Raw genomic sequence first — 25,903 nt, forward strand, 5'->3', positions numbered from 1 at the left:
ATGGCATCTGTCACGATCGAACAGGTTAGAAAGCAATATGGCGCCGTTCCGGTTATTCACGATGTTTCCATCGACATCGAGGATGGCGAGTTCGTCACACTCGTCGGGCCCTCTGGATGCGGCAAGTCGACATTGCTGCGTATGCTTGCCGGTCTCGAAGACATCAGCGGTGGCCAGATCCGCATCGGCGGCCGCATCGTCAACAATATCGCGCCCAAAGAACGCGATATCGCCATGGTCTTCCAAAGCTACGCGCTCTATCCGCATATGACTGTGGCGGAGAATATGGGATTTGCGCTGAAGCTGAAGGGACAGGACAAGGCCGCGATCCAAAGCCGGGTAAAGGAGGCGGCCGATATCCTGGCACTCGAACCTTTGCTCGACCGCCTGCCGAAGCAACTTTCCGGCGGCCAGCGCCAACGCGTGGCGATGGGCCGTGCGATCGTCCGTCATCCCCAGGTGTTTCTGTTCGACGAACCGCTGTCGAACCTCGATGCCAAACTGCGCGTAACCATGCGTGCCGAAATCAAGGATCTGCACCAGCGGCTGAAGACAACGACAGTCTACGTCACGCACGATCAGATCGAGGCAATGACAATGGCAGACCGGATCGTCGTCATGCGTGGTGGTGTGGTCGAGCAGATTGGCCGGCCGCTCGACCTCTATGATCGACCCGTAAACACCTTTGTCGCCACGTTCATCGGTTCGCCCGCCATGAACCTTTTCCACGGCTCGATCCTCGATGGGCAGTTCGTCACAGAGGACGGCAAAACGCTTCCGCTGCCGCCGGGTTATTCCGGCGGTGCTGCGCACACCTATGGCATCCGGCCTGAGCATCTGGCTATTGCCGAGAGCGGCATTCCAGCGACAGTCGGCGTGGTGGAGCCGACTGGCGCCGAGACGCATCTGGTCGTCAAGCTGGGCGCATTCGATACGACATTGGTGATCCGCGATCGAATGGAGCTTCGACCCGGGCAGACCGTGGCGATCGCCCCTGATCTGGCGAAAATCCACCTGTTTTCGTCACAGGGCTCGCGATTGAACTGAGACAATGGTTTCGTCAGTTGACGGGTTTCGACGCCGCTTGCGCACAGTTCGATCACTTGCGCGCAAGCGGCGCTTCTTCGAGGTCGGACGGGGGCAGGACAGCCGTTACCCCTTCCTTCGAGCGGCGATGACGCGCGACCATCGGTCGAGCCGAAAAGGCTAGGAAAACGATCGCCTCTGCTACGGAGCCACCGATTTCGCTATCTGAGACGGATGCCATCCTTGTCGAACAGGAAGGACCGTAATGCGGCGATGCCGATGCTGAGGGTTTCGCGACTTGCGATGTTGCGGACGTCACCGTGTTCGATGATGATCCGCTCGCTGTCCGAGACATGAGCGTAGACATAGCTGGTATTGCCGAGGTGCTCTGCGACATCGACCTTGACTGTGAGATCAACATCACCCTTGCCTTCAGCGAGAAAATGCTCGGGGCGAATTCCAAGCGTGACGACGTCGCCGATGGCAACAGATGTCGATGTAACGGGTAGAGTCAACGCGACACCGGGCTGGCTCGTGAGTGCCACAGTCGCGCGGCCGTCTGCGACGTTTGCGACATGGCCTTTCAGAAAGTTCATGCGCGGTGAGCCGATAAAGCCGGCAACAAAGGTGTTTGCCGGGTCGTCGTAGAGATCGAGCGGTGCGCCCACCTGTTCGACGACACCCGACCGCAGGACGACGATCTTGTCGGCCAGCGTCATCGCTTCCACCTGGTCATGCGTCACGTAGATGACGGTCGACTTCAGTTCCTTGTGCAGCTTGGCGATTTCGACGCGCATATGCACACGCAACTCGGCGTCCAGGTTCGACAGCGGCTCGTCGAACAGGAAGACGAGCGGATTGCGCACGATGGCGCGGCCGATCGCGACGCGTTGCCGTTGACCACCCGAGAGCGCTTTCGGCTTGCGATCCAGCAGCGGTTCAAGCTCGAGAATTCGTGCCGCGTCGTTGACCCGGCTATCGACTTCCTCTCTTGCCATACCGGCGAATTTGAGCGCGAAGCCCATATTCTCACGCACCGTCATGTGCGGATAAAGCGCATAGGACTGAAACACCATGGCGATGCCGCGCTTGGAGGGGTCAACGTCGTTCATGACTTCGCCGCCGATTGTGAGTTCGCCGGAGGAGATGTCCTCCAGACCGGCGATCATGCGCAGCAGCGTCGACTTTCCGCAGCCCGATGGGCCAACGAAAACGACGAACTCTCCGGCATCGATCGACAGATCGACACCCTTGATGATTTCGAGCGCGCCGAAGCGCTTGCGAATGTCGGTAAGACGGACTTCGGCCATGGCGGGTACTCAGCTGACGGTAAAGGTGATGGACTGGTTCTCGAAGCGGCGGCTCGTCACCGTTAGTTCGAGCTTGCCCTTGGCCTCGCCGGCCTCGATCCAGAAGCCGGTCGCGCCGCCCTTCAGCGTATGTTCTGAGGGCCCTATGATCCGGCCGGGGCCATCCAGCGAAAGCAGGACAGGCTCTTCGAAATAGGGCAGCAGATTGCCGCATTGATCGAGCGCGCGCACCACCACGCGCACCGCATCCTTTTCGCAAGCGCGAAGCTCCGTATCGTCGGCTACGACCTCCAGCGTCGCCGGGACCGGGTCGGCCGGAAGGGTCAGCGTCTTTACGGCTTTGCCGTCGACGTAGCCGGTAAAGGTACCTTCGCACCAGACTCGACCCCAGGTGCCGAATTCTTCCGGCGTCACGCTGCGCAGGTCGAGCACGACGGGAGGATGCGGCAGATGCGGGTAGTTCTCCCTGTCGGGGTAGATCCGCTTTACCGGCCATTCGCCGAACTTCACTTCGACATAGTCACAGTTCGTCAGCACGATCAGCGGCAGTACACCGCCGATATTGCGTTCGCCGCGTGCCCAGAAGGTCACCGGCTGAAGCACGACATTGTCGTTCGGATCTCCCTGGGAGGCATAGGCATAGGCAGCAAGTTTCGGTATCCGGTACATGTCGAGCACACCGTGATAGCAGATGCGGTCGCCGGCGCCGAAGTCCTTGTGGGTGTTGTAATCGAACATGCACCAACCGGTGGAGCCGGAAATATCCTGGTCGCCGGCAACGGCGTTGAGGATCAAGAGATGACGCGTCACATGCTCGGCCTGGCGCTGTTCCTGGTCGAAGCGCTTGGTCGGATACATGTGGCCGTTGTATTCGGTGATCATATAGGGGATCGGCCGGCGAATGCCCGTCGTCTCCACCCGATCGCGCAGGACCACGCGCCCGCGGTTGTTGCCCGGCAACTCCTCGTTTCCGAGGATGAAATCGTTCATCGTGTAAACGTCTTCGAGCAATTCCGAATTGGTGATGAAGCGTACGCCGCCGGTCTGGCGGGTCGGATCAAGCTCGCGCGCCAGACGGTTGGTCTCCGCGTAGAAGGCGTGGTTGTCCTGGCTTTCGTTAATGCGAACGCCCCAGATGATGATCGAAGGATGGTTCCAGTCACGCTCGATCATGCGGCGCACATTCTCGATCGATTCTTTCTGCCAGGTCTCGCCACCGATATGCTGCCAACCGGGGATCTCCTCGAAAACGAGCAGGCCGATCTCATCGCAGCGCTCGATGAACCACTTCGACTGCGGATAGTGTGATGTGCGCACGACATTGCAGGCGAGTTCATGCTTCAGGATGTCGGCGTCTTTTTCCTGCGCGCGCCGACCCATGGCGTAGCCGGTGTGGGGAAAGGCCTGGTGCCGGTTCAATCCGCGCAGTTTCAATGGTCGACCATTCAGCAGAAAGCCTTCCGGTGTGAAGAGCGCAGTGCGGAAACCGAAACGTTGCGTCAGCACGTCTTCGCCGTACTCTGTCTCAAGTTTGAGCGACAGGGCGTAGAGCACCGGATTGTCGATATCCCAGAGTTCGATATCGGTGAGATCGGGAAAGGCGAGGGCCACCTCGTTGCCATCGAACTTGATCGAGGAAGCCGCAACGTCGCCGCCGCCCCTGCGGCGGATCTTGGCAGAGAGCGTGCCGGACAACGTGTGCCCTTGCGGATTGGCGAGAAAGACGCGAGCGGTGACGGACTTTTTCTCGGCAAGCGCATCCGGCGTCTCAATCTTCACATTGGCGATCGAGACGGGGTTTGTCACTTTCAGCCAGACGTCGCGGTAGATGCCGGCATAGCAGAGGTAGTCGATCTGGCCGCCAAAGGGGGGGATCTCGGGGTTCTCAGAGCCATCGATCTTGACCGTGATCAGGTTTTCGCCACGCGTGAGATGCGGCGTCAGTCGCGCCTCGAAGGGCGTATAGCCGTCCTTGTGCGCGATGATCTCCTGGCCGTTCAGATAGACGACGCTGTCGGCCATGGCGGCATCGAAGATGAGCGAGACTTCGCGCCCCTCGAATTCCGGGCGCCAGTCGAGCCGCTTTTGATAGGTGAAGGGCTTCTGGTAATCGGTCTCGTCGAAGTAGTTGTAAGGCAGCTCGACGGCGCTGTGCGGCAGGCGCACGGTTTCACCCGGCTGAAGTGCTTGCACATGTGCCGGCTCGAAGCCGTGGCGGAAGACCCAGTTGGCATTGAAGTTTTCAGTAATGCGCATTGACGACGTTCCTATTTCACTGAGCCGAGCATGCCCTGTACGAACTGGCGCTGCATGACGAAGAAGACGAGGAGGGTGGGGAGCGTGGCGAGGATCGTGCCGATCATGACCACGCCGTAGTCGGGGTAATAGGCCGAGGCGAGTGAGGAGACGACGAGGGTGATCGTCTTGGTCTCGTTCGACTGGAGGACGATGAGCGGCCAGAGGTAGTTGTTCCAGTTGGTCATGAAGACGATGACGAAGGCGGCCGCGTAGGTCGAGCGCATCACCGGAACGTAGATGTAGAGAAAGATCTGCCATTCCTTGAGGCCGTCGACCTTGGCGGCGTCGCGAAGCTCTGTCTGAAAGGCCTTTGTCGACTGGCGGAAGTAGAAGATGATGAAGGCGGACGCGATCGTCGGCAGCATGATGGCGATATGCGTGTTGATGAGGCCGCTTTTCGCCATCATCATGAACAGCGGGATCATCAGCGCGGCAAACGGCACCATGAGTGTCAGAAGCACGAGCGCGTAGATCCGGTCGCGCGCCTTGGATCTGAACATCTCAAAACCGTAGCCGGCGAGCGACGACACGACGATCGTCAAAAGCGTCGCAAGCACCGCGACCTTCGTGGAGTTCCAGAAAACCAGTGGCACGTCGACCTGTGCGAAGAAGTTGGTGACATTTGTACCGAAGGCATCTCCGATACCCGTTCTGCCGCTAATGATGTCGATCGACTTGTTCGTCGAACTGATCACCATCCAGATGAACGGGAAAATCGACAGGAAGGCTGCAGCCGCGAGGAAGGCGTATTGCAATGCGGTGGCGGCCAGGCGTGAGGCGTTCATGACCGATCCCTCGCCGCGTAGAATTGGAGGAAGGATAGAAGCGCCACCATGATCACGATGACGTAGGAAATGGTTGCCGCGTAGCCGAAGCTCGGCATGAAGCGGAAGGTGAGATTGTAGATATAGAGCGAGAGGGTGATCGTTGCGTTCGCCGGGCCGCCGCGGCCCTCGGTCAGGTTGTAGACTTCGTCGAACAGCTGGATCGTGCCGATGGTCGAGATGATCGTCGTAAACAGGATCACCGGCTTCAGCATTGGTACTGTGATGTAGACGAAGCGAGCCCATGCCGGCACGCCGTCGATCCGCGCCGCCTCGTAGATCGACTTGTCGATGTTCTGCAAGGCAGCAAGGTAAAAGATCATGTTGTAGCCGGTCCAACGCCAGGTGATGGCCAGGATGACGAGCACCTTGGCCCAGAAAGGTTCCGTCAGCCAGCCGATCGGGGTGGCGATCAGGCCGACCGCCAGAAGTCCGGAGTTCACCACGCCATCGACGGAAAACATGCTTTTGAAAAGCACGGAATAGGCAACGAGCGAGGCGACGCAGGGCAGGAAAATGGCGGTGCGGAAAAAGCCGATGAACTTCAGTTTGTCGTTGTTCAAGACCGCGGCAAGCAGAAGCGCCAGCGTGATCATGATCGGCACCTGGACGATGAAAAAGGTGACGGTGTTTTTCAGAGCCTGAAGAAAGACCGGATCGTTCCATAGCCGTGCAACGTTTCCGAAGCCGGCAAACTTCATCATCATTCCCTTGCCCGAGAAGAAGGACAGGTAGAGCGAGCGCAAAATCGGATAGACGAGGAAGATTGCGATGAGAAGCAAGGACGGGGCGATGAACAGCCAGCCGTTGAGGTCGTAGTAGCGCTTCAATCCGCCTGTTTTGCCGGCAGCCATGGGTGCCCTCAACGAAAAGGGATGATGTTGCGGAGGGCACGCGACGTGATGGCCGCATGCGCCCGAGCGAGAAGGCAGGCGGTTGCCGCCTGCCTTTGAGCCGTTACTGGATCTGGCCCTGCGCTTGGCTATCGACCGCCTTCAGCACGTCATCGATGGGCGCGCCCTCGCCAAGCGAAGGCAGATGCGCCGTTACTGCCGTGTCCACCTCGTTGGTGAAGACGCCGTAATTGACCGCTGGAACCTTCGCCAACCAGTCGGAGAAGTTCTGCCAGACCTTCTCGCCACCAAAGAATGCATCGGCTTCAGAATAGGCGGGACCGTTGCGGGCCGCGAGCAGCGAGCCGACGGCACCGCGCTCCGTCAGGATCTTCTGATAGAAATCGACGTCCTTGGCATAGACTTCGTTGAGAAAGTCGATGGCTTCGTCCTTCTCGGCGGAGCTGGCGGTTACGTACCAGCTGGAACCACCAAGGTTGGACGCATGCGAGGCGCCCTCGACGTCAAGCTTCGGAATCGGTGCCACGCCCCACTTGCCGGACTGATCGGCCTGGGCCTTGACCGTACCGGTGATCCAAACGCCTGTTGTCACGGTGGCGACATCGCCGGAGGTGAAGGTCGCGACCCATTCCGTCCAGCCGGCAGCCGGCTTATGGATATTGGCCTGCAGGATCTTCTGTTCGGTTTCGAGCGCTGCCTTCAGGGCGGCGTTGTTCTCGATCGAAAGATTGCCGTCCTTATCGAAATACCAGCCGCCGGCGGATTGCATCAGGATGCGGATGAAGCCCGCATCGTTGACGTCGAGGCCGAGCATCTTCTTGCCGGTCTTGGCTTCGACCTGCTTGCCGATCTCGATGAAACGGTCCCAGGTCAGGTCCTGCATATCATCAGGCTTGAAGCCTGCCTGCTCCAGATAGTCCTTGCGGTAGTAGAGGCCGGTGACGCCGGAATCGAACGGCATGCCGTAGACGGCCCCGTCCATCGTCATCAATTGAACCTTGTAGGGCGCGAAGCCGGAAAAATCGACCTTGCTGGAAAGCTCGGCGAAGGCTCCGGGAAAGGACTGGAGGTACTTCTGCGCACCGTAGTCCTCGATCAGCACGATATCCGGCAGCGCGTCAGTGGTGCCCGACGACAGTGCCGTCTGCAGCTTCTGCTCGACATCGGCCTTGGCGAAATCGACGATGTTGAACGTCGTTTCGGGATGCTTCGCGCTATAGCGCGCCGTAGCTTCCTTCATGATAGCAACGTTGAAGTTGGGATCCCAACACCAGATCGTGACTTCCCCGGCAAAGGCGGCGGTGGACGCAAGCAGGCTTGCTGCGGCGAGCACGCCAGCCGCAACGCGCGACAGGTTCGTTTTGCGGTACATCGTTTCCTCCCTAGAAACTTGCTGAGGGCAGGTTCTCCTCTCCTGCCGTCCGCGCAAGATTTACCGAAATTCAGGCAACACGCAAGGAAGATTTAGTAAATATTTATCACGCGCAATGAAACAGCTCACAATGACAAGGATTCCAGGGGCTTTCGGCAGCTGTCGCGCCAAACGAGTTCCGTGGCGATGCGTACCTGCTTGCCGTAGCTGCGGCCTGAAAGTCGCTCGAGCAACAGATCGACAGCCGTCTCGCCGATATGTTCGCCATGGATGCGCACCGTGGTCAGCGACGGCGTCAGGAACTGGGCAACGGGAATGTCGTTAAAGGATATGACGCCAATGTCGGCCGGGATCGAAAGGCCGAATTCCTGGATCGCCCGATAGGTGCCGATTGCCATGTTGTCGTTGGATGTCACGATCACATCCGGCCGGTCAGTGAGCGACAGCAAATCGCGCGCGAGACGATAGCCGGTTTCGAGCCGGAGGCTCTGACCCGATGAGCAATCGGAGAGCGCCAAAAGCTCAGGCGCGAAGGTGCCGTTCTTCTTGTGCCAGTCGATATAGGCCACACATCGGCGCTCGGCGAAATGCTGGACAGTGCCGTTGAGGTTCTCGTGGCTGCCGATAAAGCCGATGCGCTTGTATCCGCTGGACTTCAGAGCGTCGAGGATCTTGCACGTGGCGAGCCCCACATCGGAAAACACGCTGTCGATAAGGTCGCTCCTCGGGTCGAAATCGGCAAAAATGACATGTGGAGCATTCTTGCTCAGCCATGCGATCTCGTTGTCGGAATGCTTGCCTATGACGATGACACCCGATGCGCCTGCAAGCAGGGACGCCTCAGGCAGCGCGTCTGAATGGAAGACCTTGACGATCTCCGTCCTCAGGTCGCGGCAGCGGCTTTCGATGCCAAGCCGCACGCCGACGTAATAGGGGTCGGCAATCTCGTCCGAAGGCTCGAGAAAATGCACGATGACGAGCTTGGTCAAAAGGCTGGGGGCAGCCTGTCCGTTCGCCTTGTTGCGATTGCGCGGGGTCTCATAGTTCAGAGCCTCGGCCGTCTCGATGATCGCTTGCCGTTTTGCCGGTGAGATCGACAGGGCGGGGTCGTAGTTGAGCACCCTCGAAACCGTAGCCGACGACACGCCAACACTCTTGGCGATTTCCTTGATAGTGACCATGCCGTCATTCCATTGTTGTCATAGGGCGATCGTTGTCATTGGCGAATGTGCCATATGCAACGGCATTTCGAAATCGTCTTTAGTAAATTTTTACTCAACATTCAATTAGGCGCCAACGCAGGCAAACGCCACGGTCACGATGTATGCGGCGCTCAATCTCATCAGCGGCAAGTGACAAGGCATGATCCTGTATGATCTTCTCAAGGGTACCTTGCGGTTCAATGCCCTGAAAAGAGAACTCGGTGACTGCTCACAGCGGCTCCTGATCAAGCAGCTAAGGGAACTCGCAAAGGATGGCCTAGTCGAACGCAAGGTGTTCGCAGTCATCCCGCCACAGGGAGGTCCGGGCGAAGTAACGGGCGGCGAAAACCGATGCCAGCACCTGAAATGCTAATCATGCCAACATCGCCAGCAAGCCAAGAGCAATGACCGCGATCATGGAGGCGGATATTCAATTCGCGGCCCGCCCTCAATGGGTTCGTCCCGCAGCCACTCCATGAGCAGTACATAGCCAACAGCCAGGAGCACAGGGCCCACAAACAGGCCGAGAAGCCCGTCAGCGATCATGCCGCCGATTACACCGATCAGAATGATCGGCATTGGAACGTCAAGTCCGCGGCCGAGCATCAATGGCTTGAGGAGGTTGTCGCTGAGCCCGGCAATGATGGTCCAGATCGAAAAGATGATCGCCGGCGTGGTCGCTTCCGTCGCAAGAACATAGGCTATGACAGGTAGCGTTACCAACACCGCCGGCACCTGCACGATGGCAAACAATAGCACCAAAAGCGTCAAAACTCCGGCTGCCGAAAGACCTATTGCAAAAAAGCCTATCCCGATCAGCAGCGACTGGATGACGGCCACGCCGACTACGCCGACCGCCACACCTCGAATCGTCGCGGCCGTCATTGCAACCAGCCGGGTACCTTGTGCCTTGCTGCCGGTGATACGTTCCAACAGACGTCTGGCGAACTCGGTGGCGCCCTCGCCATAGGCGATGAGCACGGCAGCGACTGCGAACGAAAGCACGAATGACAGCTGACCGGCGGCCAAACCGCCCGCGAACGACGCCAGCCATGATGCAATTCCACCCAGCATCTTGCCGTACTTGGCAAGCGCCGCCGGCATGTTTGTCGCAACGAGAGCCCATGTCTCGGTCAGTTTCTGGCCGACCAGCGGGAGGTCGGCAAGCCATGTCGGCGGCGGCGGCACCGTCAGGCTGCTGTCTTGCAAGCCCGAGACGAACTCAAGTATGGAAGATCCAAGCGACGCCACAACCATGACCAATGGAACCAGCAGCAGCGCAACGCTGACCAACCCGATTAACGTCGCCGACCAGCGATTGCCAACCCGGTCGACCAATCGTTGGTGCAGCGGATAGAGCATGACCGCGAGGATGACCGACCAGAGCAGGATGCCAGCAAAGGGCAATATGATGCGGCTACAGGCAAAGATCAGTAAGGCTACGAGTCCGATCTGAAGTGCAGCGTCGAGCATTCTCAAGAGCGACGGCGCGCGCTCAGGGATTGTCACGTTCGGCTCCATTGTTGCTGGCCCCCTTCCCAGCCAATCCGGATTTCCCAGGTAGCTCGGTACTCTGGCTGATTATTTACCTGTTTCGGTCTTCCTGCAAGACAGACGCAAAAGTGCTCGCTGGACGCGCCTCGAACAGGCCATTTGAGAAGCCGATGCAGCCTCAGCCTGGCGCGGTTTTATGGGTGGGTACCTGGGGTCGCATCGGCGGCCGTTGCGATGGCGACAGCTTAGGACTAAATTGCCAATCCAACGCAGGTGCTGGCGCAAGGAGAGCCTCGGCGCGACGGCCGCGTGATCTTAGGGGGGAAACGTCATGGCGTCGGATGCAACTGAGGCCCCTCATAATGATGCTCCAAATACAGTGAGCGCGCCTGTTAAAGAGAAAAACCCGCAGCGCACGGTCGCAATCACTGTGCTCCTGATGGCTTTGCTTCTGTTCGTCGTGACGGTGTTCATGGAGCGGCGCACTCCTTCTTCCTCGCAGGCGACCGTCAGTGCATACGTCGTTGGCGTAGCGCCGGAGGTTACCGGGCGGGTCATTGAAGTGGGCGTGACCGACAACAGCGCCGTGACGTCCGGCCAGATGCTGTTTCGTCTGGACCCGGAACAGTACCGGCTCGCCGTTGCGGAGGCGGAAGCACGCCTTGCAGGGGTAGGTCAGACGATCGGCGCTTCGACGGCGGCCGTCGATGTCGCCCAGGCCAAGGTGGTGGAGACGAAGGCAGTGCGCGTCAACGTCCAGGATCAAGCCACCCGCGCCATGGAACTTGTCAGGCGCGGAATCTACGCCCAGGCGAAGTATGATGAGGCCGCAGCCGCGCTGGATCAGGCAGATGCAGGCGTGGATGCAGCCACAGCCGAGCTCGTGCGGGCTCAGGAGGAGCTTGGGCCTGCGGGAAAGGACAATCCACAGCTTAAGGAGGCGCTCGCGGCGCTTGAAACCGCTCAGCTTGATCTGCTGCGCACGACGGTTTCAGCGCCGGCGGAAGGCGTCGTCACCAATCTTCAGCTTTCCGTCGGTGGTATGCTTAGCGCTGGCGAGAGTGCAATGACTTTCATCGATACCGGCACGATCTGGATCACCGCCGCGTTTAAGGAAAACAGCCTTGAGATGGTTGCCGCCGGCGACCGTGCGGAGGTGCTTTTCGATGTTCTCCCCGGTCAGATTTTCGCCGGGACCGTTGAAGGCATCGGGATGGGAGTGGCTCAGGGGAGTGTCGACCCGGCAACGGGCCTGCCGAAGATTTCCACAGACACGGGATGGGTGCGAACACCGCAGAGCTTTCCCGTCCGCCTGGTCCTCGACGAAGGGCGGCCCAAGGGCGTTCGGTACGGTTCGCAGGCGAATGTGGTGATCTATACCGGGGACCACCCGATCACCAATGCGCTTGGCAGTCTCTGGATCCGAATTCTGTCGGTCCTGACCTATGTCAGCTGACACGTATCTTTCGCACGAGGAGGACCGCGTCAATGTAAAGCGCAAGGGTCTGCGCATAGCGCTTGCCGTTGCGGTCGGCTTTTCCTGCTCAGTCTATTCGGGGGCTATCATCCCCTTCCTTGGGCCATTGTTTGCAGCACAGTTTCTCATCGCCAGTGATCGCCCTATGCCGTTGCAAAAGGCGTTAGCGGTCACTTTGTTTATTCTTGTCGTCGGGGCACTTCTGCAATTCGTAACGATGCTGACTGGCGACCGGCCGCCGGTTCTGTTGCTACTGCTTGGGCTGATTTACTTTGGATGTTTCTACCAGCAGGCGAACGGCAAGGGCGGCCCCACAATCTTTCTTGTTCTGGTCATTGCGGTTATGGTGCCGCTCCTCACAATTCTGAACGAGGATCTCGGCGACACCATTCTAATGATCCTGGTGCAGGGTGTGGTGACCGGAATGCTCTTGATGTGGCTGGCATATGTCTTTATCCCGGACAAAGGCAGCCCCACTGTTAAGCCGGCGACGGCAGCGACATATCCGCGTGCGGCACACTACGCTGCCGCCAACACCACCATACTCCTGATCGCGGTGGTTGCCTGTCTGACACGCGAAGCGCTAGCCACGGCGATTGTCATTCCGATAACAGTCGTGTCACTGCTCTCACAATTCGACGCAACAGCCAGCACGCGCGCGGCCCTGGGGATCGTGATAACCAATATCACTGGAGGCGTGGCCGCGTCCGTCGCATTCGGGCTGCTTCAGCTACGGCCGTCCCTCATTTTCCTCTTTCTATTGGTCCTGCTGGCCGGCCTGGTATTTGGCGGTCGTGCCGCCATGCGTGCGCCGGCCGCCAAACTTTACGCGGGCGCCTTGACGATCTTCCTCCTCGTATTCGGAACCGGCGTCTCACCGCTTCCGGGGTCTGCCGCCGAGTCCTTCTCCACCCGCGTCACTTACATACTGGTGGCCATCGCCTTTGCCACATTCATGACGACGTTGCTTTGGCCTCGGCAGGAAGGCAGTCGCGATTGAGTGCTTGTCGGCGGCTGACGCGCGCCGATTGATCGCCGCCTCCTCCTTGGCGAGCCGCGGAGGCTGACAACCCAGCGGACATCATCGCGAACAGCGTCAGAGTGCAGCGTCTCTCGCCAACTAACCCCGTAGTCAACGCGAATGGCCGCGGTTGCCGCGACCGGTTGTTGCGGAAAAAGTCGGCTTTTCTATAAGGTCTGATTATTTGAAGGGTCGTAGAGGCCGACACAGAAAATTGGCGTGGGGGCCTTGCCAATTTTCGATCAAGCAGCGTGTGAGCCGTGTAGCGGAATTGACTCAGCATCAAACGGCAAACATTCACGCAGAACGTGAATTGGCCGACTTTTCGGCAAACCCACGATTTGGGACTTTTTCAACAATATCGGCACAAAGAAGCCCTCGCAGGCTTTGAGAACCGCACTAAGTGCTCTTCTTGTCCCATTCCAACAGCAGTCTGTCCTGAACATCGATCGGCCCATGCAAATCAAGGCTTTGCGGGCATGAAATCAACACCGGTTCAATTGGGACAGCGGAACAAGCCTTCGCGATGGCCCCGGAAAAGGAGGAACGCGTTTCGTGTCCAACAAATCCACTGGCCTCAATTTTAGTATGATGTAATTTTGACGCAGCCATCCATAGGCTGCATCCCAAGCTTGCCTTTCTCCCTAGGTTATGGAGTTATCATCGATGCGCGTCGCATTCGTCGGGACAGTCGAGGGTTCGAGGATCGCTCTTGAAGCGCTCGTGTCTGTGGGTCGCCCGCCCGGCCTGCTCCTCACCCTTCCCGGTGCAAAAGCAGGTCGACATTCGGATCATGCCGACCTTATGCCGATTGCGCGAAGAGCAGGGATCGATGTTGTCGAAACCTCTGATGTCAACGACGAGGCCACGCTTGCAACCCTCCGACAGTTCGCGCCCGATGTCATCCTTGTCATCGGGTGGTCTCAGATCTGCGGCCCCCAGTTTCGAAGCATCCCTGCACGCGGTTGCCTGGGTTTCCACCCGGCCGCCCTGCCAAGGCTACGGGGGCGGGGAGTCATCCCCTGGACGATACTCTGCAACGAAAAGGTCACGGGATCGACCCTCTTCTGGCTCGATGATGGCATGGATTCCGGCGACATCCTGCTGCAACGATTGTTCGATGTCGCCGCCGACGAGACCGCGCGGACCCTCTACGACAAGCATACGCGCAACCTGTCGGAGATGATCGTCGAGGCGACGGATTTTCTGGAGAAGGGCTCGGCGAAAGGTATCCAGCAAGACGAACAGGGCGCAAGCTATTGCGCGCGCCGAAGAGCCGAGGATGGGTTGATCGATTGGCGAAGTTCGGCCGTGGACATCGAGCGCCTCATTCGCGCCGTCGGCGATCCTTATCCCGGGGCATTCACCTTTTTCGGCGATCGCAAGATCGTTGTCACCCGCGCGACCGTGCACCCGAATGCGGGCAAATATATCGGCCTGACGGGCCAGGTCCAAGTGTACACGAAAGCCGGCTTCCTCGTCTTGTGTGGAGACGGCAATTGCCTGGAAGTCATTGACTGGCAGGGGGATCGGCCAGCGTTACATGGCAAGCTGACGGATGGCCGCCCGGGACTTTAGACAGGGGCAGCTTGAATCCAGGACGACAGGCGCCAACGGAGGGCTTTAACGATGAGCAGACGGGAGTTGTGCGTTCTCTTTTCTTCCGCCGGACGGCGGGTCGAACTCATCCAGTGCTTTCGCGCCGCGGCCGCGCGGCTTGATGTGACGCTGCGAGTAATCGCGTGTGACAGGAGGCCGGAGCTCAGTGCCGCCTGTCATACGGCCGATCGGGCATACGCCGTGCCCAGTTGTGACGACGAGGCGTTCATCGACGCCGTCGCCGACATCTGTCGAACAGAAAACGTCGATCTCGTGGTGCCGACAATCGATCCCGAATTGTTGCCGTTTTCCCTCAACACCGAGCGCTTCGCCGAGGCGGGAACACGGATCCATGTGAGCCAGCCCTTGGTGGTGGAAATCGCCCGGGACAAGCTGCGCACGATGCACACGTTCCACCGGGCGGGCCTCGCCGTCCCACGCACCGATACGCTGGAGAATGCCCGTCAGGCGATCTCCGACTGGACGTGGCCGGTCTTCGTCAAGCCGCGCTCAGGCAGCGCCAGTCGCTCCATCAGTATGATCCGCGACCCAAGCGCTCTTCCCAAGGATTGCGCCGAACCGATGATCGTCCAGGAATACCTCTCCGGCCCCGAATACACGATCAGCATGTTCATCGATCGTGATGGCGTGGCCCGATCTTGCATCGCACACGAACGGCTCTCGGTGCGGGCGGGCGAAGTCGAGAAGGGGCGAACTGTGCGCCTGTCGGAGCTTCCCGCGCTTGCGCGGGGGATGGCTGAGGCACTGCCCGACGCACGCGGCGCCCTCTGCTTTCAGGCAATCGCCGATGCAACCCGCGGATTGCAGGTAATCGAACTCAACGCGCGGTTCGGAGGCGGTTATCCGCTTGCCGATCACGCCGGGGCGTGTTTCGCGCAGTGGCTGCTTGAGGAAGTCGCCGGCCTTCCCGTCAGCGCCAACGACGATTGGCGAGATGGAGTACTCATGTTGCGCTATGATCAGGCTCTTTTTGACGGGTGACCAAATGCGCTCCTTTGCTCGCGGGATCATCTTTGATCTCGATGACACACTCTATTTAGAGCGCGACTTCGTCTTCAGCGGCTTTGCGGCTGTCGGCGCATGGTGGCAGCAAAGAACCGGACAGACCGATTTTGCTGTGCGGTGTGCCCGTCTTTTCGCGGCGGGAGTCAGGGGCCAGGTTTTCGATCTTGCGCTTGCGGAAACGGAGGGCGAGGTCGACCCTTCTCTGATAGAGCAACTGGTGACGATTTACCGGCACCATCAGCCATCAATCTCACTTGCCCCCGACGCGGCGCGTTTTTTGTTCGATCGCCCGAACGATGACTTCATCGGCATCATCACCGATGGACCAGTCTCGACCCAGCGTTCGAAAATCAAAGCCCTTGGACTCGAGCATAAAGCTGACCTCGTCCTCTTTACGGATGCCTGGGGCATGTCTTATCGCAAGCCACACCCAAGAGCATTCGAAGCTGTCGAGACTGCGTCGCATCTAACGGCAGCGCAACTCACCTATGTTGCCGACAATGCCATCAAGGATTTTGTCACGCCCCGAACAAGGGGCTGGCAGACCGTTCAAATCCTGCGCGACGATCGCATCCACCGGTGCGACGCGCCGACGCCGATGCACCAGGCACAATCACGAATCGTTACATTCGACGAACTCGAGTTAGCGCTCGACCGCTGTCCTTAATCCCCTCACTTGTCGCAATTCGACACTTGCGAACCTAAATGCTTGATCTTTATGGACGTCTGCCTGCGCCATCAAAACCCATCGATCTTGTAGATTACGTTTATCGCCCCAAAGGATTAATCCTTCAAAATTAGTTTACTTTCCGAAATCAAAGTGGTCTCTAGAGTTCAATGCAAATAGGGAAAAGGTAAAACACGCTCCGACACCGAACAGGTCGAGAGCGTATATCTTTTTTATGCTATGGAATTGACGGAACTCCACCAGAAGTAACGCATATACTTTCGGTCGTATTACTCGCCCGGCCCATTCTGGCCACCGGTTAGCGAAGCCATGTCGAAGGAGGGGCGTTATGTTTCGCATTCCGACCGCCTTTAAGGCGTTTTACGGTGCGTGGGCATTTCGTGTAATGAATCATCGAGCCATCGCAGACAGCGCAGCGTTCCCGGCAACTGCCCGGGACGCCGCGATCACACTTGCGCAGCTTGGCGTCAGGAAACTCAAATCGGCCGCTCGTGGCGCACGAAAGAACGCTGCTCTCTATGCGGTGGATTTGGCATCCGCTGCGATCGCGCTTTTCCTCGCACTATTCCTGCGGTATGGGCCTGGAGGCCTGAGCGATCGCCCCGATACGATGCAGATCCTGGCTTGGTCGTCTGCCCAGTATTTGGCGGTCTGCGCGGCCATGTTCCCGCTCTCGGGTCTCTACAGTCGAAACTGGAAATACGGGTCAATCAGCGACCTCGTGATTATCATCCGCGCGGTGGTCCTGACCTCGCTCGTGCTCATCGCCCTTTTGTTCTTTTCGACACGCCTCACCGATATGCCGCGAACTGTCGTGCCGCTGCAATCGCTGCTTTTGATTGCCTTCCTTGCGACCTCCCGCTTAAGCTTCCGCGCAGACGAATTCCTGCCTTCCAAAAACAAGCGTTCGGAAAAGGCCGACGCCGATGGCCATCGCCACCGCGTTCCCCTGCTTCTGGTTGGAGCCGGCAACGCCGCGGATCTCTATCTACGCGCTTTGTTTCGCGATCCGGCGGCGCCCTATGTGCCGGTCGCCTGTCTCGACACGAGTGAATCTCAAGTTGGCCTGATGCTGCATGGGGTACCGATCGCAGGCAGGCTCGAGGATCTGGAACAGGTCGTCGCCGATCTCAGGGCCGAGGGCAAGCAACCCTGCCATATCGTTTTCACCGAACCCCTGTCGTCCTTCGATGAGACGGCTTCGGGCGAGTTACTCCAAGCCGCCGAACGCCTTGGGATCGCAGTCTCGCGGCTGCAAAGCGCTACGGAGTTCAAGCAGACCAGCAACGAGAACCCATACGAGCTCCGATCGATCGAAATGACAGACCTGCTCGAACGGCCGCAGGCCGCCCTCGACAAGGACGCCATCAGGCGCTTGATTGCCGGCCGGCGAGTTCTTATCACTGGGGCAGGCGGGTCGATCGGCAGCGAACTTACCCGCCAGATCGCCGCTTGCGGCCCGGCCGAGATCGTCCTGGTCGACAATACCGAATTCAATCTCTATTCGATCGACCTGTGCCTAAAGGAAGAGTTTCCGGAGATCCGCCATTCGAACTGCCTTGGCAGCGTTCGGCGCAGCCAGAGGGTCAATGAGATCTTCGAAGCGCACTTGCCGGAACTGGTCTTCCACGCCGCCGCGCTCAAACATGTGCCCATGGTTCAGATCAATCCCTGCGAAGGCGTCCTGACCAATGTCATCGGCACCATGAACGTCGCGAACGCAGCCAAGCGGTTCGGTGCACTCGCCATGGTGCAGGTGTCTACCGACAAGGTGGTGAACTCCTCCAGCATAATGGGCATGACGAAACGGCTTGCCGAACTCTATTGCCAGGCGCTCGATCTCGATGGTGTCACAAGCGGGCAGGGACCCCGCTTCATGACCGTTCGCTTCGGCAACGTGCTTGGATCAAGCGGATCCCTTATCCCGCTCTTTAAGCATCAGTTGGCCAAGGGCGGTCCGTTGACGGTCACGGACGCGAGAATGACGCGTTTCTTCATGACCATCCGAGAGGCCGTCGAGCTGACGCTTCAGGCATCGGCTTACGGTTTTCAGAAGCAGATAGGCCAAGGCGAAATCTTCGTTCTCGACATGGGCGAGCCTGTGAAGATCATTGACATCGCTCGACGCATGATCCGTCTGGCGGGCTTCGTGCCGGACAAGGACATCATGATCGAGATCGTTGGATCCCGACCGGGCGAAAAGCTGTTCGAGGAACTGTTCGATCCGACCGATAAGCGCATCCAGTCGGCCATCCCCGGCGTGCTTGGAGCGGTCCCTCAACCCGTGCCCTCTTCGGTGTTGAAGAGCGCATTCAATCGTATGCAGCGCGATGCCGAACGATGTGACGAGAGTTCTGTTCTGGCAGCGATCGCGCAATTGTTGCCGAATGCGGAAATCCCCCAAGACATGATTTCCGCAGCAAGGGCGGCTCGTCGATCGACCGGTCGCAGTGTTGGCGTTATCGCGCTCGGCAAAAAGACGGCGGTGCGGCCGCAGACCACCAGCAGGCCGCGTCAGTAGGTATTGGTGTACGCAAGGAAGGAGCATGGCATGGCAGGGATCCCCGTACTTCATTGCATCACGGGGCTGAATGTCGGCGGTGCGGAATACATGCTCGCGCGCTTTGGCGCAAAGCTCGCTCAAACGCATTACGACCCTTCCGTGCTGTCGCTGATGTCGCCCGGCCCGATCGCGCGCGATTTGCAAGCGGCCAACATCGATGTCGCGACACTCCAAATGAACCAGTCTCGACCAGGCCCTCGTGCCTTGGTCAGACTGCGTGCGATCGTGAGATCGTCTCGCCCGAGCCTGCTTCACGGATGGATGTATCACGGCAATGTCGCAGCATCGCTCGGAGCGCTGCTCGGCGAGCGACAGCCCACCATATGGAGCATTCACCACTCCATCGCCAACCTCGCCTCAGAGAAACTGCTGACACGTGCCGTTATCCGGCTGAGCGCTTCCCTTTCCCATCGCACAAGCGCAATTTCCTACTGTTCGCGGGTGTCGGCCGACCAGCACGAAGCGCTGGGTTTCGATCCGGACAAGCGGCGTATCATTCCAAACGGTGTCGATTGCGATCAGTTTCGCCCACGGCCCGACGCGCGACGGTATCTCTGCGACACGCTCTCAGTGCCCACTGAGCGCTTTCTTGTCGGCAATGTCGCGCGCGCACATCCGATGAAGGACCATGGCACCTTCGTGCGTGCAATCGCCACGCTTCGCAGCCTGGGGCTTGATGCTCACGGGATCCTGATCGGCGACGGCCACGAAAATGGGATCGTCCGACATTTGGCGGCCGAACTCGGCATAACACCGATGATCACCGTCTCAAACGCACGTGCGGACATTGACCGCCTGATGCCGGGCCTCGACCTATTCATGCTGTCGTCGGCTTGGGGGGAAGCATTTCCACTGGTCGTGGCTGAAGCAATGGCCAGTGGCGTGCCGGCGATCGCCACCGATGTCGGAGACTGCGCATGGCTGCTAGGAGACCGGCAGATGGTCGTTGAACCGGAAAACGCAGATGGCCTTGCAAAACTTGCCGCGTCGATCCTCTGCCTGTCGCAAAGCGCCCGGCGGCAACTGGGAGAACGCGCGCGTAGGCGCGTCGTCGAGCGGTTCTCCCTGAGATCCTACGTCGACAGCCACCTCGCGCTCTACGACGAGATCCTCGACCAGCAAGCCACCAATGCGGCGCGGCAAATTGGGTGGCAGGCACCGGTCAACGCAGCCCGTCGTATGCGGTAGCGGCCATGAAGGCATCAAAAACCGTTCCCAGCAAAACGGAAGCACCCCGCACCAGGATAGTCCTGATTGCGAGCTTGACGTCGTCGCTAACGAACTTTCGTCGCGAATTGATCAAGGATCTTGTCAAGGCAGGGTTTGATGTCGATGCCATGGCCCCTGACCATGATCCGATCGTGGAAGAAGAACTGGATACGCTTGGTGTGCGTTTCATCCGAATTCCCATGTCGAGGGCCGGGCTGAACCCCTTTGTCGACCTGGTGACGCTCGCTGCTCTGGTCCGTCACTTCCTGAAAGAACGTCCGGCGGCGATCCTGCCCTATACGATGAAGCCGATCATCTACGGCGGCATTGCCGCGCGGCTCTGCGCGGTGCCCCATAGGTTCTTTCTCGTCACCGGACTCGGCCATATGTTCGCTGTCGAGCCTGACGAAAGCGCCGTTCGCCGATCGCTGCGCTCGATTTGCGTCGGGCTCTACCGATGCGCGATGAAGAAGGCACGGGCCGTCTTCGTATATAACGAAGCGGATCTTGCCGACATCAGAGAGCGCCGGCTGGTCGACGACCCCTCTATTGTCTCGACAGTGCCGGGGTCGGGCGTCGATCTTGATTACTACCACGCATCGACGCCACCGCTTAAGCCGACGGTTTTTCTTCTGATCGCCCGGCTCCTGCGCGACAAGGGGGTCCCGGAATATGTCGCTGCGGCGCGGACAATTCGCGCGCGCCATCCCGACGCCATCTTCCAACTGCTGGGGCACTATGATCCCAACCCGACGGCGATTAGCCAAGGAGAAGTCGCTGGATGGGTGCAGGAAGGTGTGGTGCAGTATCTTGGAACCACCCGCGATGTGCGTCCGTACCTTGCGGCGTGCAGTGTGTTCGTGCTCCCCTCCTACTACCGGGAAGGCATCCCCAGAAGCATTCTGGAGGCGATGGCGACCGGACGCGCAATCATCACGACGGATCTACCCGGCTGCAGGCAAACGGTGGACCCAGGTGTCAACGGCGTTTTGATCGAACCTCGCAGCGTCTCGTCGCTTGTTGAAGCGATGGAAGGCTTCATTGAGAAGCGTTCCGCGATTACCGCCATGGGGCGCGCTTCGCGCCGGATGGCGGAAGAACGGTTCGACGTCAGGCTGGTAAACCGCCTGCTTCTTGCGCGTATGCAAATAGACGACAAAGCGACGACCGCATGCACCGACGACAGTCAGCACCAACCCTCAGGCGGGGCTGCGGCCCAGGCGACGAAGTGAGGGTTGGCGAAGTCGCAATCGCTCACCTGCCGGCACTTGCCATACCTCAGGACCGAGCCGTCCAGGCGCAGCACCGTTCCGCCGGCAGCAGCCAATACCGCATCACCGGCGGCAGTATCCCACTCCATCGTCCGGCCAAAACGCGGATAGACATCCGCCCGCCCCTCGGCCAGCAGGCAGAATTTTAGGGATGAACCAACCGAGGTACACTCCTGGACATGGTGCCGGGCAAGGAATCTCTCGGTTTCCGCGCAGGAATGGCTGCGGCTCGCGACCGCGATGATCGCGGTTTCACGACCGCGCGCGCGGATCTCCCGTCGCTCGCACACGCGACCGAAGCGATCGATCTCCAGGCGCTGCGCGATGCCACCGGCCGCAACATAGGCTCGTCGCAAGGCCGGGGCATACACGATACCGGCAATCGGCTTGCCGTTCTCGATAAGGGCAATGTTCACAGTGAAATCGTCTCGGCGAGCAATAAACTCTTTGGTGCCATCGAGTGGGTCGACCAGATAGAAGGTGCCTTCCTCAACGGAGGGAGCACAGCCCGCAGCTGCCGCCTCCTCCCCGACGATGGGGGTGCCGGGCGAAACTTTGGCGAGACGTTCGAATATCACCGCCTCGGCCCTGAGATCGGCTTCGGTAACGGGCGATCCATCGGCCTTCGCAACGGCGTCAGCGCCGGCATGATAGACATCGAGAACGGCGATGCCCGCAGCCAGTGCCGTCTCCTCGAAAAGTTCGGACAACGCGTTCATTGCAACTGTCGCCGTGCGAGAAAATCTTCGATCTGGAGGGCGAGATCCGTCGGCTCGCTGTCGATAGTCGAAAGGCGCAGCTCCGGATGCTCCGGCTCTTCATAGGGTGACGAGATGCCGGTGAAATTGGCGATCTTGCCGGCACGGGCTTTTTCATAAAGCCCCTTGGGATCGCGGCGAGCGCATTCCTCGATCGGCGTATCCACGAAAATCTCGATGAATTCACCTTCGGCCATCAGTTCGCGTGCCATGCGCCGCTCGTCGCGGAACGGCGAGATGAAGGAAACCAGAACGATCAGGCCGGCATCCGCCATCAATTTTGCCACCTCGGCCACGCGCCGGATGTTTTCCACCCGATCCTCGTCAGTAAAGCCCAAATCCCTGTTCAGGCCGTGTCTGACATTGTCGCCGTCGAGAAGATAGGTATGCCTGCCATGGGCATTGAGGATCCGTTCGAGCGCGTTGGCGATCGTCGATTTGCCAGAGCCGGAAAGCCCCGTGAACCACAGGACGGCAGGTGTCTGCTGTTTCTGCGCACTTCGCGCCTGCTTGTTGACGTCCATGGCGTGCCAGTGGACGTTGGCCGCGCGCCTCAGTGGAAAATCGATCATGCCGGCGCCAACGGTGTCGTTGGTCAGGCGGTCGACGATGACGAAATTGCCGGTTGCTTTGTTGTCCTTGTAGGCGTCGAAGGCGATCGGAGCCTGCGTCGAGATATTGCAGACGCCGATCTCGTTCATCGTCAGCGACTTGGCTGCCTCCCGGGCAAAGCTGTTGACGTTCACGCGATGCTTGAGCTTGGTGATCGTCGCGTTGACGCTGTCGGTTTCGGTCCTCAGGATATAGCTGCGGCCCGGAAGCAAAGGGTTGGCGTCGAACCAGATAACATGAGCTTGCAACTGATCGGCGACGAAAGGCCGAGCTGATGGCGACGTCAGCATGTTGCCGCGGGAGGCATCGACCTCATCTCTAAGAACCAGGGTAACGGCCTGGCCGGCCTCGGCGCTTGCGACTTCTCCGTCATAGGTCACGATGGACTTGATCGCCGTTTTTTGTCCAGACTTGGCGACCGTGACCGGATCACCGACGGCTATCCGGCCGGACGCAATCTCGCCGGCATAGCCGCGAAACCCGGCATTGGGCCGATTGACCCATTGTATTGGAAAGCGGAACGGGCGCTCGGCGACCTCTTTGCCGACATCGACGGTTTCGAGATATTCGAGCAGGCTCGGCCCCTGGTACCATGGCGTGTGCATTGACCGGGAGGTGACGTTGTCGCCATAACGCGCTGATACGGGAATGGCCTGCACGGTTTCAAAACCGAGCGTCAGCACGAATTTGCGATAGTGGGTCTGTAGCGCTTCAAATATGCTCGAGCGATAGCCGACGAGATCGATCTTGTTCACCGCAACGACCACGTGGCGAATGCCAAGAAGCGAGGCGAGGTAGGTGTGGCGGCAGGTCTGCGGCAGCATGCCGTGCTGGCTGTCGACCAAGATAATCGCCAGATCCGCCGTCGATGCGCCGGTCACCATATTGCGGGTATATTCCTCGTGGCCGGGCGTGTCGGCGACGACGAACTTGCGCTTGGCGGTCGAGAAGTAACGGTAGGCGACATCTATGGTGATGCCCTGTTCTCGTTCCGCCTCAAGCCCGTCCAGCAGCAGCGAGTAATCAAGGTGATCGACCTTTCCCTGCCGTTCGCTCTCCCGTCCCAGGTCCGCGACCTGATCCTCCAGGATCAAGCCGCCGTCATAGAGCAACCTGCCGATCAAGGTGGATTTTCCGTCGTCGACCGATCCGCAGGTGATGAAGCGAAGAAGCGACTTGCTACCTTCGACATCAAGGAGCCCCGCCACTTCAGGCGAAAATACCGAAGGTTGACCGTGCATCAGAAGTATCCTTCCCGCTTCTTCCTTTCCATGCCGGACGCTTCGTCGCGATCGACAAGCCGGTTGCGCCGCTCCGAGGAGCGGCTGAAGACCATCTCCTCGATGATCTCGGGAACAGTCGTTGCCGTGGACGGGATGGCGCCGGTGAGGGGATAGCACCCCAAGGTGCGGAAACGCACTTGGCGCTGACGGACGATCTCGCCCGGCTGCAGCGGCATGCGGTTATCATCAACCATGATCAACATGCCGTCCCGTTCGACGACCGGACGTTCGGCGGCGAAATAAAGCGGGACCACCGCGATGCTTTCCTGCAGGACATATTGCCAGACATCCAGTTCAGTCCAGTTCGAGAGCGGGAAGACCCGCATGGTTTCTCCCGGCGTGAGCCTGGTATTGAAGGTCTTCCACATCTCCGGTCTCTGTCGCTTGGGATCCCAAGCCTGACCGGCAGTGCGCAAGGAAAAGATCCGTTCCTTCGCCCTCGATTTTTCCTCATCGCGCCTCGCGCCCGCGATCGCCACGTCGAAGCGATGTTTCTCCAGCGCCTGGCGCAATGCCACCGTCTTCATGAGGTGGGTGTGGACGTTCGAACCGTGCTCGAAAGGACTAATGCCTTGAGCGACACCATCTTCGTTGATGTGAACGATAAGCCTGAGATCGTTGTCTCGTGCGACTTGGTCCCTGAAGGCGATCATCTCCTTGAACTTCCAGGTCGTATCGACGTGAAGCAGCGGAAACGGTGGTTTTGCAGGAAAGAATGCCTTCATCGCCAAATGAAGCAGCACGCTTGAATCCTTGCCGACGGAATAAAGCAGCACTGGGTTGGCGGATGTTGCCGCGACCTCCCTCATGGTGTGGATGGCTTCGGCCTCAAGGCGGGCAAGATGCGAAAGAGCCATGCGACAACCCCTTTGTGTCGCGTTGCGAAATCGACCGGCGCAAATCAATTGTCGTCGGGAAAGCGGCACAGCGGCTTCCCGAAACAGGTTTCGTAAATGATGTTCGAATTTAAGGTCCGCGCCGCCCCGGTGGCAATTAGCGAGAACGGGTTAGCCTAAAAGGGTAGGTCGGGTCAGGCGTGTCGCCCCTGCGCCCCCTGGTAGTGGGCGATAATGGCCTTCGGGGAAATCGGCGCCTGCGCTTTCCGACCATAAAAATACACGCCGCTTGCGCCATCCTCCGCAAAGCGTGCGGGAATGATCGCATCCAGATATTGCGTCCAGAAGAAGGCGAGCTTTGCAAGCTTGCCCAGCATCACCGACCGAAAGACACTGCGAACGAGATAGTCGACTGACCACATGAACTGCGTGCCGGGGCCACCATTGGCCCCAGATGAAATCGTCTCGAACCAGCGGAACAGATATCGATGGCCGCTTTCGCTGAACCGGGTGAAATCGAATGCTCCCTCGTGCACCTGCTGCATGAAGGGCGTTTCAGCGTAGACGAGCCCCTTGTCGCTCAGGACGCGCCAGATCTCGGACACGACCTGGGCAGGCTGGAGGACGTGCTCAAGAACGGCCTGGATGACCACTGCGTCGAAAAAGTCGTCCGGCAAGGGAATCTGATGGGCGTCGGCTATGAACTGGGTGAGGGGGGAGGCATAGACGTCGAAGGAGTAGACGCTGATCTCCGGATGCTCATAGAGCGGTTCCATTCCTTGGCCAATACTCCCGCCGCCGATGACAAGAAGCTTGGCCGGGCGGGCCGCGGTCGTCTGCAGGTCATCAACCAATCGATTGACGTTGGAGACAGTACTCTTTTTTGTCGGCGAGAGCAGTTTCTTGAAGAACCTCGTCAAGCGACCGTATTGTTTGCGCTCGATGGGGCTTGCCGCCTTCGAGCGTAGGAAATCGCCTTCGCTAAACACGGATTCCGAAAAATCGATCATAACCGGCTTGCCGTCGACCAGGCGATAGGACATCTCGGGGTTCTCGGGACAGACCGGTTTCAGCACATCGGGTGAAACGCGCGCCAGTTTCGAACCGGTGCGCGGGCAACGCAATGCTTCAAAGCATTCTTCCACTTCGACCAGCATCACTTATCCTCGCCCTCAGCAAC

21 protein-coding genes are annotated in these 25,903 nt (G+C 59.2%); 10 read left to right on the plus strand and 11 right to left on the minus strand.

The features are described 5' to 3' along the window. The gene (locus J3R84_RS37430; RefSeq protein ID WP_057213855.1) at window positions 1-1,047 is read left to right on the plus strand and encodes an ABC transporter ATP-binding protein; all 1,047 of its coding nucleotides are present in this window, start codon (window positions 1-3) and stop codon (window positions 1,045-1,047) included. Between the two features lie 200 nt (window positions 1,048-1,247). Here J3R84_RS37430 and J3R84_RS37435 read toward each other — a convergent pair whose 3' ends face one another. From J3R84_RS37435 to J3R84_RS37460, 6 genes are all read right to left on the minus strand, one after another. Continuing rightward, window positions 1,248-2,336: an ABC transporter ATP-binding protein gene (locus tag J3R84_RS37435; RefSeq protein ID WP_057207705.1), complete on the minus strand. Its 1,089-nt coding sequence runs from the start codon at window positions 2,334-2,336 to the stop codon at window positions 1,248-1,250. Window positions 2,337-2,345: 9 nt separating this feature from the next. Beyond that, a complete protein-coding gene (locus J3R84_RS37440; RefSeq protein WP_203529073.1) occupies window positions 2,346-4,592 on the minus strand; it encodes a glycoside hydrolase family 2 protein in 2,247 nt (748 codons plus the stop codon). Window positions 4,593-4,603: 11 nt separating this feature from the next. Continuing rightward, complete coding sequence (locus J3R84_RS37445; protein ID WP_057224167.1) at window positions 4,604-5,419, minus strand: carbohydrate ABC transporter permease; 816 nt, start codon at window positions 5,417-5,419, stop codon at window positions 4,604-4,606. Further along, window positions 5,416-6,312: a carbohydrate ABC transporter permease gene (locus tag J3R84_RS37450; RefSeq protein ID WP_057213861.1), complete on the minus strand. Its 897-nt coding sequence runs from the start codon at window positions 6,310-6,312 to the stop codon at window positions 5,416-5,418. The genes J3R84_RS37445 and J3R84_RS37450 overlap by 4 nt, the downstream gene beginning before the upstream one ends. A 103-nt stretch (window positions 6,313-6,415) precedes the next feature. Continuing rightward, a complete protein-coding gene (locus J3R84_RS37455) occupies window positions 6,416-7,684 on the minus strand; it encodes an ABC transporter substrate-binding protein (protein ID WP_057220966.1) in 1,269 nt (422 codons plus the stop codon). Window positions 7,685-7,809: 125 nt separating this feature from the next. Then, complete coding sequence (locus J3R84_RS37460; RefSeq protein ID WP_203529074.1) at window positions 7,810-8,865, minus strand: LacI family DNA-binding transcriptional regulator; 1,056 nt, start codon at window positions 8,863-8,865, stop codon at window positions 7,810-7,812. A 181-nt stretch (window positions 8,866-9,046) separates the two neighbouring features. Here J3R84_RS37460 and J3R84_RS37465 point away from each other — a divergent pair, with 181 nt between their 5' ends. Further along, window positions 9,047-9,259, plus strand: coding sequence for a winged helix-turn-helix transcriptional regulator (locus J3R84_RS37465; protein ID WP_225906446.1), 213 nt, complete (start codon window positions 9,047-9,049; stop codon window positions 9,257-9,259). A gap of 41 nt (window positions 9,260-9,300) precedes the next feature. Here J3R84_RS37465 and J3R84_RS37470 read toward each other — a convergent pair whose 3' ends face one another. Further along, complete coding sequence (locus J3R84_RS37470; RefSeq protein ID WP_057220968.1) at window positions 9,301-10,407, minus strand: AI-2E family transporter; 1,107 nt, start codon at window positions 10,405-10,407, stop codon at window positions 9,301-9,303. Window positions 10,408-10,711: 304 nt separating this feature from the next. On the opposite strand from J3R84_RS37470, the gene J3R84_RS37475 reads away from it, so the two are divergent. The 8 genes from J3R84_RS37475 to J3R84_RS37510 all read left to right on the plus strand — a co-directional run bounded on the left by J3R84_RS37475 (window position 10,712) and on the right by J3R84_RS37510 (window position 21,195). Next, a complete protein-coding gene (locus J3R84_RS37475; protein ID WP_057220969.1) occupies window positions 10,712-11,836 on the plus strand; it encodes an HlyD family secretion protein in 1,125 nt (374 codons plus the stop codon). Continuing rightward, a complete protein-coding gene (locus tag J3R84_RS37480) occupies window positions 11,826-12,857 on the plus strand; it encodes a DUF2955 domain-containing protein (RefSeq protein WP_057220970.1) in 1,032 nt (343 codons plus the stop codon). The genes J3R84_RS37475 and J3R84_RS37480 overlap by 11 nt, the downstream gene beginning before the upstream one ends. 687 nt (window positions 12,858-13,544) lie before the next feature. Beyond that, window positions 13,545-14,456, plus strand: a complete 912-nt coding sequence (locus tag J3R84_RS37485; RefSeq protein WP_057220971.1) for a methionyl-tRNA formyltransferase — start codon at window positions 13,545-13,547, stop codon at window positions 14,454-14,456. Between the two features lie 51 nt (window positions 14,457-14,507). Continuing rightward, window positions 14,508-15,479 carry an ATP-grasp domain-containing protein gene (locus J3R84_RS37490; protein WP_057220972.1) on the plus strand — a complete coding sequence of 324 codons (972 nt, stop codon included), beginning with the start codon at window positions 14,508-14,510 and terminating at the stop codon, window positions 15,477-15,479. Between the two features lie 4 nt (window positions 15,480-15,483). Then, window positions 15,484-16,170 (plus strand): HAD family hydrolase, encoded by a 687-nt coding sequence (locus J3R84_RS37495; protein ID WP_203529075.1) that lies wholly within the window; start codon window positions 15,484-15,486, stop codon window positions 16,168-16,170. A gap of 406 nt (window positions 16,171-16,576) precedes the next feature. Continuing rightward, the gene (locus J3R84_RS37500) at window positions 16,577-18,712 is read left to right on the plus strand and encodes a nucleoside-diphosphate sugar epimerase/dehydratase (protein WP_082555561.1); all 2,136 of its coding nucleotides are present in this window, start codon (window positions 16,577-16,579) and stop codon (window positions 18,710-18,712) included. Window positions 18,713-18,742: 30 nt separating this feature from the next. Next, window positions 18,743-19,942, plus strand: a complete 1,200-nt coding sequence (locus J3R84_RS37505) for a glycosyltransferase (protein ID WP_203529077.1) — start codon at window positions 18,743-18,745, stop codon at window positions 19,940-19,942. Further along, window positions 19,903-21,195, plus strand: a complete 1,293-nt coding sequence (locus J3R84_RS37510; RefSeq protein ID WP_239637609.1) for a glycosyltransferase family 4 protein — start codon at window positions 19,903-19,905, stop codon at window positions 21,193-21,195. The genes J3R84_RS37505 and J3R84_RS37510 overlap by 40 nt, the downstream gene beginning before the upstream one ends. On the opposite strand, the gene cysQ is transcribed toward J3R84_RS37510, so the two are convergent. The 4 genes from cysQ to J3R84_RS37530 form a co-directional block, all read right to left on the minus strand. Then, on the minus strand, window positions 21,150-21,953 hold the full coding sequence (gene cysQ, locus J3R84_RS37515; protein WP_057220975.1) for a 3'(2'),5'-bisphosphate nucleotidase CysQ: 804 nt from the start codon (window positions 21,951-21,953) through the stop codon (window positions 21,150-21,152). The two genes, J3R84_RS37510 and cysQ, sit on opposite strands and share 46 nt — an antisense overlap. After that, window positions 21,950-23,845: a bifunctional sulfate adenylyltransferase/adenylyl-sulfate kinase NodQ gene (gene nodQ / locus J3R84_RS37520; protein WP_057220976.1), complete on the minus strand. Its 1,896-nt coding sequence runs from the start codon at window positions 23,843-23,845 to the stop codon at window positions 21,950-21,952. Before nodQ ends, cysQ begins: the two co-directional genes overlap by 4 nt. Beyond that, the gene (gene cysD, locus J3R84_RS37525) at window positions 23,845-24,744 is read right to left on the minus strand and encodes a sulfate adenylyltransferase subunit CysD (RefSeq protein WP_057224183.1); all 900 of its coding nucleotides are present in this window, start codon (window positions 24,742-24,744) and stop codon (window positions 23,845-23,847) included. Before cysD ends, nodQ begins: the two co-directional genes overlap by 1 nt. A gap of 173 nt (window positions 24,745-24,917) precedes the next feature. After that, on the minus strand, window positions 24,918-25,880 hold the full coding sequence (locus J3R84_RS37530) for a class I SAM-dependent methyltransferase (protein ID WP_057220978.1): 963 nt from the start codon (window positions 25,878-25,880) through the stop codon (window positions 24,918-24,920). Window positions 25,881-25,903: the final 23 nt, after the last annotated feature.

It is taken from the genome of Ensifer canadensis (assembly GCF_017488845.2).
GTDB classification, from domain to species: domain Bacteria; phylum Pseudomonadota; class Alphaproteobacteria; order Rhizobiales; family Rhizobiaceae; genus Ensifer; species Ensifer canadensis.